Here is a 15211-nt window from a genome sequence, read left to right on the forward strand (position 1 = left end):
TGATAAGTTTACTCTTTAGTTAGTAATTTCGGAATTACCCGGTCTTCTAAAGGACCAGTTGGCATAGCTGGCTTTAATAATTTGGGAGTTAAAATGAATTTAGTCTTTTGTTCAATAGGTGAAAGAGTAACAAAATAACTATGCGGTTGCTGAATTATCCCGTATTTATCCCATTCTGGATATTGCCTATCTAGGTTAGCTTTAAATTCATGAGGACCATAAACTTCAATCTCACCAAATTGATATTTCCTCAGTGGAAATACTTCGTTAATATAAAAGAAATCATTAGGAAATCTACGTAACGTTCTGAAATTAGCATATATAAACATGTTGTCTTTTGGGCGAAAAATAAAAATATCTATACATACCTTGTTGCATATAGTGTAAAAATCTTGATGAGAAGTTTTATAACCCAACTCGACAAAATCTGTTAGTATATCTTGTAACCTTATTTCATCAGCGTGCATTACGCCAATATCTAAGTCATCATCAAAAGGTATGATGCCTTTATGCCTTGCTGCCCCAAGAAGTGTACCACTTGTAATCCAATATGGTATGTTATGTTTAGTCAATATCTCATGAGTATCTTTCATTAATTGGTACAATCTTAGGGCTTTGTTTTCACTAATTGTATATTTCTGTACTTGTTGGTCGGTAGGAGTTACATATCTCCATTTGTGATCATAAAACTCTACATAGCCTAGGTAAAAACCATAAGTAATTATAAGTACTCCAGCTATTTTAAAGAAAAGCTTATTAGTTTTTTTATGATTTTTGTGCATATATATTTCCCATGTTTATTTTAGTAGACTTTTTTAAAGTTATAAACTATAAGTTGCTTTAGTTAGATAATTATATAATTAATAATATATGAAAGTACAACCAGTAATTATGGCTGGTGGTCTAGGAACTAGATTATGGCCATTATCACGACAGATGCAACCAAAACAATTTATAAAAATATTTAATAATTTGAGTTTAATACAAAAAACTTTGATTACAAACAGAACTTTAGGCAAACCAACTTTAATAATTGCTAAGGAATATGAATTAATAGCAAAAGAGCAACTTAGAGAGCTAAATATAGAAGCAGACTTAATAATAGAACCTATGCCTAAAAATACAGCTTCATGTGCAATTATATCAGCTATTCAAGCAAAGAATAACGGTTATGATACGATCATACTACTGCCTTCTGATCATTATATACATGATATTGATAAGTACCTAATTACTATTAATGAATCTTTGAATTATGTCGCAAAATTTGGTATTTGTACTATAGGGGTTAAGCCTAGTTTTGCAAATACCGAATATGGTTATATTAAAATAAATAAGTTACTAGCAGATAGAACTTACAACACCCAACAATTTGTGGAAAAACCTACTCTTCAACAAGCACAAAATTATCTAGCAAATGGCAAATATTTTTGGAATTCAGGAATTTTTATTTTTAATATAGATTTTATTTTAGAGCAGGCTAAATTATGGCAAAAAGCACTCTTTAAACATGCATATGATGCATATTATTTTGCAACCAAAGATTATAATAATATAACACTTGCTTTAGAACCATACCTACATATTACCCCAATTTCTTTAGACTATGCTATAATCGAAAACATTAGTCAAATGATTATGATAGAAGCCAATTTTAGTTGGAATGATATTGGCAATTGGCATTCTTTATGGCAAATACAAAAAGAAGATATAACGAATAATTACTGCGAAGGCGATGTTATAAACATTGATAGTACAAATTCATATATTAGTTCTAATAATAAGCTTACTGCTGTAATAGGAGTTGATAATATAATAATTATTAATACTGAGGATGCTTTACTGATCGTAAATAAATCAAGAGTTGAGAAAATAAAGCAGCTTGTAATGGAAATGACAGAGATGGGACGAAAAGAAGTATTATGAACTTACATGAAAATATAAAAAATTATGTCAGCAATTTTCAAGAAGAATATGAATATAAAGAAAGGATGTTGGACTTTCTAGATAATTGTCAAAATCCATTTAGTAGGGAGACAAAAGAAGGACATTTTACCGGTTCAGGATTCTTGCTTAATTCTAATAAAACAAAATTCTTACTGATGCATCATCGTAAGTTGGATAAATGGTTGCAACCAGGAGGACATTGTGATGGTAATAATGACATTTTGGCTGTAGCAATTAAAGAGGCACAGGAAGAATCCGGTATTTTAGAGATTGAACCGGTTTCTAGACAGATTTATGATATAGATGTTCATCTAATTCCTAGTAATTCTATAGACCAAGAACATTATCATTATGATGTGAGATTTTTATTAAAAACCGTTTGCAACGACTATTTTGTAAAAAATTCTGAATCAAACGAATTACGATGGATAGAATTTGCTTCTAATTATCAAGAACTTGTGCTAGATAATTCAGTAGAAAGGATGATAAAAAAGTACACTCTTATGCTTTGAAGAATTGGCTTCGTAAATATATACTGCTATGATTTCAAGAGTTGGTAGACGATAGTATAACTTCAAGAAGAGCTAGGAATGTCAAAGTTGAGCAGCGGAGCGTACATGAGTAACGGAGCAGCGGAGATATTTAGACACGACGACGCCAATTCTTGAAGTTCACCGAGTATACTCTAGATTTTGACCATTAAGAAAGATTGAGTCTATAATAGGATTTGTGTAAGTTGCAAAAAAAGCAGTAAGAGATTACTGTAAAAAGAAGTAAATAAAACAAAGGAAAATTATGGCTAAAGAAATAGATAAAGAAAAATTAAACATAAATAATCAGCTAGTAGAAGAGTTGTTAGCAAAAGCAAATCCGTCAGAAGTGTTTGGTCGGGATGGATTGTTCCAAAAACTCAAAAAACAAATAGTCGAAAAAATATTGGCAAGTGAGTTGTATCATGAATTGGGCTACTTAAAACATAGTAAAGTAGAAAAAGTAGATAATAATCGTCGTAATGGTAGCTATGAGAAGACAGTAATTGATGATGATTTAGGTCGACATTCCATCTCCATAGTGTTAGATTAGGTACTTTATTAGAAAGAAAAATTTTATAATACAAAACTATAGTTAATGGGAATATTAAAATAATTACCAAATTCTTATATGATAAATTTGGTATATATCGAACTATAAGTTCTAAGGCTCTTAACAGCAATTATCTTTTAAAAAAAATTAAATATTTTTATCTGTATTTTATATCAATAAAAAATATTATTGTTATACTATTTTCAATAGTCCGTCTTGACTAGTACATATCTAAATCATTAAGTATATGAAAGTACTTATCTAGCATTTTCTTATCTAAGTTATCAGGCAGCACTAATGGCGGTGTAGCAAATGCTTCATCTAATGCCTTAATAATAGACTGAACCATAAAAAGAGATAATGCTTTGGATATACTGTGTGCATCACCTGAATGTTGCTTATATAAATCTTGGTATTTTGGCACTATATCCTCAATTATGACAACTTTAGTACGCGGATAATTTGACATCATCAGATTCCAAGGATCACCCTGGGTTCTTTTATGATCTCCCACCAACCTAATATCACTTCTATATAATACTGCAGGTTTATTTAAAAATTTACTATGAATAAATTCCACTACTGTACCAGAATCTGGATCTGACCCATCAAAACTAAATATGCCTCCATCAGCTTCTTTTACAGATTTTAAATCATTATTTTTTATGTGTTGAGCATGGATATCCCTTTGTTCTAAATTTTGAGGTAATATACATTTATACTTACCACTAGATGCCTCCTCTAGGGCTAAAGCCAAATATAAATTACCTATAAGATCCTTATTAGTAAATAAGGGACCTGCGAAATACAAATCATAAGATTTTTTAGTTACATTCTCCTTAGAAGATGCTACTGAATTCACATGATTGATCATATATTAAAGTCCTATGTTAGTTATGAATAAAAAACAATTTATGATCTAGACTGATTTGTCAAGATAAAATTTCCAGTAATTTTTTCCTATTGCATTTGATAGTTTATAACTTACTATAACAATTTACAAGCTGTTAATTGTATCATATATGTTGTAAATATATTCCATCAATTCCAATGTGATAAATTGTACAGCAAGTTTGCAAATCAGAATGCCCTCGTTAAGTGAGGAGTTTGACGATGTCATTTACACTCCTGATAAATAATACTGCTCAAATCACTAGTTACGTTGGGATAAGGTTATAATTTAGAGGTCTATCGGCGTTATACATGTCAAAAATCACCATAAGGGATTATACGAACTTTAAGATTGTAAAGATGCCCTACTGATACTAGGTTAGTGAAATTTAGGTTCAGAATTAGCAAACAAACTTTCCTACTTTTTAATGATTTTTATTATTAATATTTAAACTTAAGTTGAATTATTTTTGCTTATTCTTTATAGTTATCGTATAATGTGTTTTATACGTAATCGCTAGGGCATAATTTATTTTTCAACAGTTTCATTATATGAAAAAATTTTTAACATTATTCATATTACTAATTATTTATAGTAATACTTTTGCTCAAAAACAAGTATCTAATTTAATCACCCCAGTTAGTTATTTTGTCAATCATGAGCAACAACTTAAAATTCTTGAGAAACATTTAGATAAATATAGACAAGCAAGTATAGTGGGTACTAGCGGTATAGGTAAAACTCAATTAATTAGGATGTATAGTTATGAGAATAAAAATAATTATGATCTAATTTGGTTTTTTGATTGTAACCTTGATTTGAATGAACAATTTGTTAAATTAGCCCAACAACTCAATACTATCAAACAAACTAATATATCTGAAGCAGTAACTCTAGCTAAAAAAGAAGTAATGTCATATTTAACTTCTACTAGTAAATGGTTATTGGTATTTGATAATTTAAAAGTTAATGAAAATAAAAAAGTACAAGATTTAATTGATTGGGAACATAATGGTCAGGTCGTATTTTGTTCGCAAGATAATGATAAGTTACCTAATATTATAGCAATGACTTTACTTGATAGACCTACTATTGTAGCTTTAGCTAATAACTTATTGGACAACAAGGATAATAATAGTATCGAATTTTTAACGCAATCTTTTAGTGGTTATCCAATACTTATAGTGCAGGGGGCTCAATTACTTAATAAAATTAAAGGTCTAGATAAAGAAGAATATAAAAAGAAAATTTATCAATCGACTGATAAAATAGCAACAAATATTAGTATGGCTATTCAACAATTAAACCCTAATGCAGTAACATTACTTAATAAAATAGCTTTATTAAATAACCAAAGCTTCTCAAAACAGCTTCTTACTACTATTACTGATCATAAGGATACTTTAGATGATGATATATATCAACTATCTAAATTTATGCTAATCAGTAATACTAATGCTAGCGAGGATAATCCTATTTTTGAAATGCATGATATAATTAGCAATAAAATAATGGAACGAAATGGCAATAGTTCTAAAATATATTTAGAAAATATTATTAGCAAATTACCTAAATTTAAAGGGACTTATTCAGGATATTTGTGGAGGGGGGCCAAAACTATACCAGAGAATTTAGAAATTATTCTAAAAAACTCTGAAAAATATAATGTTAACCTATACGCAATACTTGCCTTAAGAGTTGAGTTATTTTCTTTGTATGTCAACCTTCATAATACCAGCAAAGCGCAACAAATGTTTGATTGGTTTAGTCAAAAAGAGAAAGAATTTAAATTGTGGAAGATGTCTGAATCTCAAAAATTTTGTTATGCTAGGTACTTAGTAGCAATAGGAATGTATTTGATAACATCAAGCAATTTTGACGTAATGATTTCTTATCTTACTAGAGCATTAAAGATTTTAGACAAGCTTGATGATGATGAAGCTAATTATTCCCTTAAACTTACTTTAATTTCTTATACATCTTGGGCTTATATATTTTTAGGCGAAATAAAACTAGCTGAAAAATTTCTTAAAAAGGCTGAAAAACTAGCAAAACAAGGAGTAATACAAGAAATTGATATATCTATAATATATTTTTTAAAAAGTACATTATGTGAGGCACGAGGCAAATATCAGGAAAGTTTAGAGTGGGAAGAGAAAGTTATTGAACTACGTATAAAAAATGGGGTACATATTAATGACCCAATCCTTAGTGGACCTTATATATTTAGAGCAAAGATATTGAATTCTCTTGGTAGATATCAAGAAGCTTATGCTCAAGCTCAACAGTTATATGATATACTTAAGCCCATAAAGCATAAAGATCATGAAATATTTGCAGATATTTATACAGAAATGGCAAGAAGTGAACTAGGTTTAGGTAAAATAGATAAAGCTTCTGAATACATTAATAAAGCTATACATATGTTGCTAGCAAATGAAAACAATGATTCTAAAAGTGCAAATTATTCTAAGAATCCTAATTTAGCAGATAGTTATATAGCACAAGGAGATATTTTGTTTGCCCAAGATAGGCTTAAGCAAGCCATAGAATCTTACAAAGAAGCGTTTGTTATACTTCATTATTTATATGGAGATAGAAGTAAAAATATTGCCCTAATAAGTTATTTGTATAATCATGGAGCAAAAGCAGCTTGTAAAAGCAAAGATTTATATAATTACAAATTCTTTGGCAAGCCACAAATTAAGGAGTTTGGTATACACCACCCTAATACCGTTGATATGTTTAAATATTGCAAACAATATAACATGGATTTGTGGGTCAAGAACAATTAAACATTAAGGTTGCTGTTGACAGATCAGCTTTAGGTTAAAGAATAGATTCTTTTAATTTTTAGTTGCAATTTTTAAATCACTATGATATTAATATTTGTAATTATTTTACTGGATTTTCCTCGTATGTTACTTTATAAATTTAATTTAATTTTATTAAGCTGATTCTAGAAATGAACGTTATAGACAAAGAAAGAGCATTGCTTGCTGCACTTAGCCAGATTGAAAAAAGTTACGGCAAAGGTTCTGTCATGAAACTTGGTCAACGCCCTGCTGTAGACGTTGAGGCAATACCAACAGGATCTCTAGGGCTTGATTTGGCACTCGGTATAGGTGGTTTACCTAAGGGAAGAATTATTGAAATTTTTGGGCCGGAAAGTTCAGGAAAGACCACTTTAACTCTACATGTAATTGCTGAAGCACAGAAGAAAGGTGGTACTTGTGCTTTTATTGATGCAGAACATGCTTTAGACCCAGCATATGCCAAAAAACTTGGCATAAATATTGACGAGCTTATTATTTCTCAACCAGATACTGGAGAGCAGGCACTTGAAATAACTGATACTCTAGTACGTTCTGGAGCTATTGATATGGTCGTTATAGATAGTGTTGCTGCTCTTGTGCCTAAAGCAGAGATTGAAGGGGAAATGGGTGACTCTCATATGGGGTTACAAGCTAGATTAATGAGCCAAGCACTTAGAAAACTCACTGCATCAATTTCAAGAACTAATTGTATAATTATTTTTATTAACCAAATTAGAATGAAAATAGGCGTTATGTTTGGTAGTCCAGAAACTACCACAGGTGGTAATGCTTTAAAATTTTATGCCTCAGTAAGGCTAGATATTAGAAGAATTTCAACAATCAAGGATAAAGAAGATCTAGTAGGAAGCCAAACTAAGATTAAAGTTGTTAAAAATAAAGTCTCTCCACCGTTTAAAACGGCAGAATTTGATATAATGTATGGTAGTGGTATTTCTAGAGAAAGCGAGATAATTGATCTTGGTGTTAAATTTGAAATAATAGAAAAATCAGGTTCTTGGTTTTCATATAATGACACTCGTATAGGTCAAGGTAGAGAAAATGTCAAACATTACCTAAGAGAACACCCTGCTATCTGCTCTGAAATAGAACAACTAATTCGTCAAAAGTCTTCTCATAATACTAGTGTTACTTTTGATAGCGAAACGATAACTATAGAAGAGGAAGAATAGAAATGATAGATTTAACTGCTAAAAAATCTCTAATTACTGGAGCATCTGGGACAATTGGTGGTAGCATTGCTAAGCTATTCCACTCTCTTGGTAGTCATGTGATAATTAGTGGTAGTAACCAAGAGCAATTACAAGAACTTGCAAATAACTTAAAAGATAATTATACGATAGTACCATGTAATCTAGCAAATATTGATGAATGTACTAACTTGGTGTCTAGTCTTGAACAAATCGACATTTTAGTTTGTAATGCCGGAATCACTAAAGATATGCTGGCAATAAAAATGTCCAATGAAATGTTTGATCAAGTTATAGATATAAACTTAAAAGCTAGCTTTATTCTAAATCGTGAAGCGATAAAGAAAATGATGAAAACTCGTTATGGTAGAATAATTAACATATCATCTGTGGTTGCAGTTTCTGGTAATCCAGGACAGGCAAATTATTGTGCTTCCAAAGCTGGTTTGATCGGTATGACAAAGTCTCTAGCAATTGAGGTAGCAAGTAGGGGTATCACAATTAATGTAGTTTCTCCTGGTTTTATTAAATCAAACATGACTGATAAATTAAACGAAGCTCAAAAAGAGGCTATAATGCAAAAAATTCCTCTTAGAACTTTCGGAGAAGCCGAAGATGTTGCAAACGTAGTAGCTTTCCTAGCAAGCGACAAAGCTTCCTACATCACCGGTCAAACTATCCATGTTAATGGTGGAATGTTGATGATATAATTGAAGAAGTGAAATTATGAAATGGAGCGACGCCTATTGTATGTAATAGGCGAGCGAAGACGATGCTATCTACTTCTCATCAATTGACTATAGTAGTAAACTATTGTTCGTGCATGCACGCCTCAAAGTTTTGCGATAGCTTTTCTTGAAAGCAGATATATTCTTCTGCTTTCAAGGATATTCTCTTAGTAGGTAATTAAATTCTGCCCCATATATAAAAATCATGTTAATAATATAAAAAAATATTAAAGTCACTATTATACTACCAAGTGAACCATATATTATACTTAATTGGTTATAATATATTATGTAGGTAGATAATAAATATCCACTTATCACCCATAAAGTTACCGTTAATAAAGCTCCAGGAACTACGTCTGTAAAATTTAATGTTACATTAGGGATTATATAATATAGTGATGAGGAGGTAATAAATAATGAGCAGAAAATGATAGCATATCGAAAAAGGGTTAAAGTGTGCTTATGTTCTTCTATCATTTGTAAAATTATCGGTAGTTTTGTTAATATTATTGGTACTATAATAAGAATAAGCATGGCAAAGGTAATGAATATACTGATTACTAAAAACTGTGCTATGCTAAGTAATCTTCGCCTTATGTAGGTAGGAGGAGATTTTATCTCATATACCCTATTTAAAATTGTTCTTAAACATTCAACAAAAGATGAAGCCGTCCAAATACTTCCCATTATCGCTAAGGTCATTAGACTTTGAGGAGGAGTTTTTCCAAGTTCGTTTATCCTAGTTTTTATTGAGTCAGTAGCCAGTTCTGGCATACTCTCAAGAAGAATAGTAATAAAATTCTTTCCCAGTTCTGATGCTCCAACAAAACTTGTTAGTGCTAACAAAAAAACTAAAAAAGGAAAGATTGTTAGGAGTACCATAAATGACATATACCCTGAATGTTCAACACCATCATGTTCAATTGTTCTAAAGGCTGCCTGATATAGGCATTTTATAATTCTTTTCATCAAGTAACTTTCTTTTGTTTTATATAATCATTCAAGTATATATATAAAATTCAACATTATCACTTTTTATATTAAGTATATTTTTTAACATTCTGCAATAATTCTTTAAATATCCTAGTTAATTCTATGATTTTAATTTTTTAGTCTTATTCTATCTAGAATAGTAAAAAAAAGGTTAAAAAAATACGATAAAAATGAAATTATAATTTACAAGGTTGCTAAGTATCTATAAGATCAGTATAATTATATAATAGTTAAAAAATATTAAGCACTACTTGTACATAAACAAAAAATATAATCAATACTTACTGATAGTAGACAGTTTACATGTGGGTATTCCTATGTGAATTGTTGGCTTTCTAGGTTATATAATATATGACAGTAGTCTTTTTATTTGTTAATAATCTATTATATTCTTAAAATTTAATAGTTCATGCATAAGGGAGTTAATTATGGTACGAAGAAATGACTACATACAAAAAGTTGATCAGTTTATAGGTGGGAAAATCTATTCTCTAAGGCTTGCCAAGGGGTTGTCACGTCAACAACTTGCAGAGGTAATAGAGGTAACACATCAGCAGTTACAAAAATATGAAAAGGGTATTAATAGAATATCAATAGGTAGGTTGGTTCTTATTGCTAAAGCATTAGATAAAAATATCGATTATTTCTATCAAGGTTTAGAAGATGCTGACAATGTCGAGCCTGTACTTACTCAACATCAGCGTATGTGTATAGAAGTGTCAAGGAATTTTATGAAAATTCGTAACTCAGAACATCAGCAAGCAGTTAATGCATTGATACGTTCTTTGATTAAAGAAGATTAGATAAAATAAAAAAATCATTGGCTCATTATGAAACTAATAGTTGGCAGAGATGAAAGAGTATAGTAATTATATACGAGTAGTTAGTAGGAATTAAGTAGCTATTTAGAAGAAAATAATTACATATTAATCAAAGATATTTATGCCAATTATTATTTTAGTAGCACCTCAAATGGGTGAGAATATTGGTGCTGCTGCTAGAGCAATGAAGAATTTTGATGTTTCAGAGTTGAGAATCGTTTCACCTAGAGATGGTTGGCCGAATGAACAGGCACGTAATATGGCGGTATCAGCGGTAAATATCATAGATAATGCTAAGATTTATGATAGTTTGGAAGCAAGTATAGAGGATATTGATTATTTATATGCAACAAGTTCAGCAACACGTAATATCAATAAAAACTATGTTCTATCAGAGCATTTAAGTCAGGATTATCCTACAGGTCTTAAAGTTGCCATCATGTTTGGTCGTGAAAATTGTGGTTTGCGAAATAGAGAAATTACTTATGCCCATAAAATTATTAACATTAATACAGGGGGTTTTAGTTCTCTTAACATTGCACAGTCAGTAATTATTATATGTTATGAGCTATTTCGTAATAAACAACTGAGAATGAATGTTAGTAATGAACAGGACGTAGCATCAAAAGGAGAGTTAGGATATTTCTTTGAACATTTGTTTACTGAATTAAACAAAAAGAATTTCTTTAAAGTGCCTGAGAAAAAATTACACATGACTCAAAATATTATGAATATTTTTACTCGTATAGATAAATTATCTAGTACAGAACTACAAACTTTAAGGGGGGTAATTACAACCCTAAGTTCATAAAAATAGCTAATCTAGTCAATGTTGTTAAAAACTCGTTGCTTTTATAAAAAAAATAGCTATAGTTCCACTTGTTGCCACTTAATAGTGAAAGTGGTGCAGTATATGGTTTTCCCTATAGCTTTAAGGGTTGATAGATAATATCAAAAGGAAAAATTTGGAGTATTGAATGCCAACAAACAATCAGTTAGTACGTTTTGGAAGACAGTCGAAGATTCGTAGGACAAAATCCCCAGCTTTGGAATCTAATCCATTTTTGAAAGGTGTTTGTGTAATAGTGAAAACTGTTACTCCTAAGAAACCTAATTCTGCTCTTCGTAAAATGGCACGTGTTCGCTTAAGTAATGGGCAGTACGTGAATGCTTACATACCTGGTGAAGGGCATAATTTACAAGAACACTCTACGGTGTTGGTAAGGGGCGGAAGGGTTCCTGATCTTCCAGGTGTTAAGTACCATATAGTACGCGGTGCTTATGATACTCAGGGTGTAAAAAATCGTAAGCAAGGACGCTCACGTTATGGTACATCAGCGAAGCAAGCTGTAAAAAAATAATTTGAAATAGAGAGATAAAATGTCACGTCGTCATGCCGCAGAGAAAAGGGTTATCTTGCCTGATATGAAATATAATAGCCCTCTGCTTGCTAGGTTTATTAATAATATCATGAAGGAAGGGAAAAAAGCTCTAGCCGAAAAGATAGTATATTCTGCTTTTAGTAAAATAGAAAAAAAACATAGGGTAGATCCTTATGAAACTTTCAATAATGCTATGAATAATGTAAAGCCATATCTTGAGGTTACCTCAGTGCGTGTGGGAGGTGCAAATTATCAGGTCCCTTCCCCTGTTGATGAAAGAAGAGGGTATGCACTTGCGTCACGTTGGATTATCAATGCAGCAAATAAACGTTCTGAAAAAATGATGATTGATAAGTTGGCGGAGGAATTATTTGAAGCATCAAATAATAGAGGAGTTGCTATTAAAAAAAGAGAGGACACTCATAAAATGGCTGAAGCTAACAAAGCTTTTGCTCATTTTAGTCCCAAAAAATCGCAACCAAGGTAATTAAATCATATGGCGATTACAGAATTTTCTCTTGCTAATACTCGTAATATAGGTATTTGTGCTCATATTGACGCTGGTAAAACTACTACAACCGAGCGTATTCTCTTTTATACAGGAAAATCACATAAAATTGGTGAAGTTCATGAAGGCGGTGCCACTATGGATTGGATGGCACAAGAACAAGAACGTGGTATCACTATTACTTCTGCTGCTACTACCTGTTACTGGAAAAATATAAGGATTAACATTATTGATACCCCAGGTCACGTGGATTTTACAATAGAAGTAGAAAGGTCTTTACGTGTTTTAGATGGAGCAGTGGCGGTATTTGATGGTGTGGCCGGTGTTGAACCTCAGTCAGAAATAGTTTGGAGACAAGCTGATAAATATAAAGTACCTAGAATGTGCTTTGTCAATAAAATGGACAGAATGGGTGCTAATTTCTACAAATGTGTAGAAATGATTAAAGATCGTCTTGGTGCAAAACCTCTAGTAATTCAGTTGCCAGTTGGTATTGAAGAGAATTTCAAAGGAGTTATTGATTTAATCAAGATGCAGGCAATAATTTGGAAGGATGAATCTCTTGGAGCTGAATATTCGTACCAAGAAATCCCTGCTGATATGTTAGAAAAGGCTGAAGAATACCGTGCTTTGCTAATTGAAATGGTTGCTGAGACTGATGATCATTTGATGGAGAAATATTTATCAGGTGAAGAATTTACTGAGGAAGAAATTCAAGTAGTGATAAGGAAAGGAACGATTGACCGAGTCTTTTTTCCTGTGTTATGTGGTAGTGCCTTTAAAAATAAAGGTGTGCAACCTTTGCTGGATGCAGTTGTTGACTACTTACCTTCACCAATCGATATTGGAATAGTCAAGGGAATAGATATTAATTTTGGAGAAGAAAAAGATTTTAAAATATCAGCATCTGAACCTTTCTCTGCTTTAGCTTTTAAGGTAATGACCGATCCATTTGTTGGATCTCTTACATTTATCAGGATTTACTCTGGTAAGATTAGTTCAGGTGCTACTGTCATTAATACGGTAAAAGACCAAAAAGAACGAGTAGGTAGGATGCTTCTGATGCATGCTAATGAAAGAGAAGATATTAAGGAAGCTTTTGCAGGAGATATTGTTGCTCTAGCTGGTCTTAAAAATACCACTACTGGTGATACTTTGTGTGATCCGGATAAGCAGGTTATTTTGGAGAGAATGGAATTTCCTGAACCGGTTATTGAATTAGCTGTAGAGCCAAAATCAACTGCTGATCAAGAAAAGATGGGAATGGCATTGTCTAGGTTAGCTGCTGAAGATCCATCTTTTAGAGTATCAACTGATCAGGAAAGCGGTCAAACTGTTATTAAAGGTATGGGTGAACTGCATCTAGAGATTATGGTTGATCGTATGAAACGTGAGTTTAAAGTTGAGGCTAACATTGGAGCACCACAAGTAGCTTATCGGGAGACAATTACCAAGCCTTGTGAAATTGATTATACTCATAAAAAGCAATCTGGTGGAGCTGGACAATTTGCACGGGTTAAAATAATATTTGAACCTCAAGAAGCTGGAACAGGATTTACTTTTGAAAGCAGAATTGTTGGAGGAGCTATACCTAAAGAATTTATTCCTGGTGTTGAAAAGGGTCTAAATAATATTAAAGATACAGGTGTAGTTGCCGGCTATCCAATGATTGATTTTAAAGCAACTTTGATAGATGGAGCATTCCACGATGTAGATTCAAGTGTACTTGCATTTGAGATTGCTGCAAAAGCTGCTTTTAGAGAAGGTATGCCAAAAGGTAATCCAAAATTACTTGAGCCAATTATGAAAGTTGAAGTAATTACTCCTAATGAGTATATGGGGGATATTATTGGTGATCTAAACAGTCGTAGAGGACAAATGCAAAGTATGGATCCAAGAGGTAATGCACAAGTTATAACTGCAAATGTGCCGTTGGCCGAGATGTTTGGGTATGTTAGTACTTTGAGATCTTTATCACAAGGTAGATCTCAATATAGTATGGTTTTCTCTCATTATGAGCAAGTACCATTACAGGTGGCCGAAACTATTAAAGCTAAGAAATAAAAAAAATTATTAAGATAGCTATTAGTGTATCATATATAATATGCTATAATGTTATTTTTTGTGAATAAATAATATAAGGCGTGAAAATGGCTAAGATGTCGTATGTTGAGGAATTTGTAGGAGACACGGAACGCAAAGCCGCAGCGTACTCAGACGTACGTGAGAATTCAAGTACCGTATCGACGTCCGAATCATCGGTAAAAGTAGAATTTTGCAAAATGTCTAATGAATTATTGCAATTAGTTAAGGGTGATATTGACTTGTATGGCAACTGGGTTTATTCAAAATTAAATTTGATGATGGAAGATATTAACGGAGATATTAATAACCGTGATGAGTTGCAAGAGCTACAAAAAGAACTCTTATATAAGGCGGCATGCCTTAGCAAAAATACTAAAATAATGGATTATTTACTAAGTAGTGTTGCCATACAGAAAGATGAGTATGATACAGTATTATTTTTGGCAGAAAGCTTTAGTAATAGTGAGATGGAAAAATGTTTACTAGACTACGCAAAGATTAGAGATAAGACATTAAAACAAGAACTAATTTCTGGTGATAGTAAAGATAGTTCTGATGAGACAATATCAGATACGTTATCTAACGTAACATTAACTGATTCAGAACAAGAACAGTTCGAGGAAGTAACTACTATAGGGGATGGGTCAGAAGCAATTACAAATATACTAAGTGTATAAGTTTAAGTAAGTATAATAGTCCTAAAGGTTGATGTCATTCTCGCGTAGGCGGGAATCTAAAAAATACT

At 31.8% G+C, this 15211-nt stretch carries 15 protein-coding genes; 12 read left to right on the plus strand and 3 right to left on the minus strand.

The window, feature by feature from the left end:
* Nucleotides 1-8 precede the first annotated feature (8 nt).
* Nucleotides 9-782 (minus strand): LicD family protein, encoded by a 774-nt coding sequence (locus AAGD53_RS01430; protein ID WP_341763007.1) that lies wholly within the window; start codon nt 780-782, stop codon nt 9-11.
* Between the two features lie 88 nt (nt 783-870).
* Here AAGD53_RS01430 and AAGD53_RS01435 point away from each other — a divergent pair, with 88 nt between their 5' ends.
* From AAGD53_RS01435 to AAGD53_RS01445, 3 genes are all read left to right on the plus strand, one after another.
* Nucleotides 871-1926 carry a mannose-1-phosphate guanylyltransferase gene (locus AAGD53_RS01435; protein WP_341763008.1) on the plus strand — a complete coding sequence of 352 codons (1056 nt, stop codon included), beginning with the start codon at nt 871-873 and terminating at the stop codon, nt 1924-1926.
* A complete protein-coding gene (locus AAGD53_RS01440; protein WP_341763009.1) occupies nt 1923-2459 on the plus strand; it encodes an NUDIX hydrolase in 537 nt (178 codons plus the stop codon). The genes AAGD53_RS01435 and AAGD53_RS01440 overlap by 4 nt, the downstream gene beginning before the upstream one ends.
* A gap of 283 nt (nt 2460-2742) precedes the next feature.
* On the plus strand, nt 2743-3030 hold the full coding sequence (locus AAGD53_RS01445; RefSeq protein ID WP_341763010.1) for a transposase: 288 nt from the start codon (nt 2743-2745) through the stop codon (nt 3028-3030).
* 220 nt (nt 3031-3250) lie between these two features.
* On the opposite strand, the gene AAGD53_RS01450 is transcribed toward AAGD53_RS01445, so the two are convergent.
* On the minus strand, nt 3251-3904 hold the full coding sequence (locus AAGD53_RS01450) for a nucleoside 2-deoxyribosyltransferase (RefSeq protein ID WP_341763011.1): 654 nt from the start codon (nt 3902-3904) through the stop codon (nt 3251-3253).
* Nucleotides 3905-4473: 569 nt separating this feature from the next.
* Here AAGD53_RS01450 and AAGD53_RS01455 point away from each other — a divergent pair.
* From AAGD53_RS01455 to fabG, 3 genes are all read left to right on the plus strand, one after another.
* Nucleotides 4474-6717, plus strand: a complete 2244-nt coding sequence (locus tag AAGD53_RS01455) for a tetratricopeptide repeat protein (RefSeq protein WP_341763012.1) — start codon at nt 4474-4476, stop codon at nt 6715-6717.
* Between the two features lie 170 nt (nt 6718-6887).
* The gene (gene recA, locus AAGD53_RS01460) at nt 6888-7928 is read left to right on the plus strand and encodes a recombinase RecA (RefSeq protein WP_341763013.1); all 1041 of its coding nucleotides are present in this window, start codon (nt 6888-6890) and stop codon (nt 7926-7928) included.
* Between the two features lie 2 nt (nt 7929-7930).
* On the plus strand, nt 7931-8656 hold the full coding sequence (fabG, locus tag AAGD53_RS01465) for a 3-oxoacyl-ACP reductase FabG (protein ID WP_341763014.1): 726 nt from the start codon (nt 7931-7933) through the stop codon (nt 8654-8656).
* Between the two features lie 171 nt (nt 8657-8827).
* Here fabG and AAGD53_RS01470 read toward each other — a convergent pair whose 3' ends face one another.
* Nucleotides 8828-9646 (minus strand): YihY/virulence factor BrkB family protein, encoded by an 819-nt coding sequence (locus tag AAGD53_RS01470; protein WP_341763015.1) that lies wholly within the window; start codon nt 9644-9646, stop codon nt 8828-8830.
* Nucleotides 9647-10098: 452 nt separating this feature from the next.
* Between AAGD53_RS01470 and AAGD53_RS01475 the strand changes: the two genes are divergently transcribed.
* The 6 genes from AAGD53_RS01475 (at nt 10099) to AAGD53_RS01500 (ending at nt 15143) form a co-directional block, all read left to right on the plus strand.
* A complete protein-coding gene (locus AAGD53_RS01475; RefSeq protein WP_341747243.1) occupies nt 10099-10473 on the plus strand; it encodes a helix-turn-helix domain-containing protein in 375 nt (124 codons plus the stop codon).
* 139 nt (nt 10474-10612) lie between these two features.
* The gene (locus AAGD53_RS01480) at nt 10613-11302 is read left to right on the plus strand and encodes an RNA methyltransferase (RefSeq protein WP_341763016.1); all 690 of its coding nucleotides are present in this window, start codon (nt 10613-10615) and stop codon (nt 11300-11302) included.
* Nucleotides 11303-11468: 166 nt separating this feature from the next.
* Nucleotides 11469-11852: a 30S ribosomal protein S12 gene (rpsL, locus tag AAGD53_RS01485; protein WP_341747241.1), complete on the plus strand. Its 384-nt coding sequence runs from the start codon at nt 11469-11471 to the stop codon at nt 11850-11852.
* Nucleotides 11853-11871: 19 nt separating this feature from the next.
* Complete coding sequence (gene rpsG / locus AAGD53_RS01490) at nt 11872-12360, plus strand: 30S ribosomal protein S7 (protein ID WP_341747240.1); 489 nt, start codon at nt 11872-11874, stop codon at nt 12358-12360.
* A 9-nt stretch (nt 12361-12369) separates the two neighbouring features.
* Nucleotides 12370-14445 (plus strand): elongation factor G, encoded by a 2076-nt coding sequence (fusA, locus tag AAGD53_RS01495; RefSeq protein WP_410521107.1) that lies wholly within the window; start codon nt 12370-12372, stop codon nt 14443-14445.
* 86 nt (nt 14446-14531) lie between these two features.
* Nucleotides 14532-15143, plus strand: a complete 612-nt coding sequence (locus AAGD53_RS01500) for a palindromic element RPE1 domain-containing protein (RefSeq protein ID WP_341763017.1) — start codon at nt 14532-14534, stop codon at nt 15141-15143.
* Nucleotides 15144-15211 lie beyond the last annotated feature (68 nt).

This window comes from Candidatus Tisiphia endosymbiont of Melanophora roralis, from assembly GCF_964026575.1.
Taxonomy (GTDB): Bacteria; Pseudomonadota; Alphaproteobacteria; order Rickettsiales; family Rickettsiaceae; genus Tisiphia.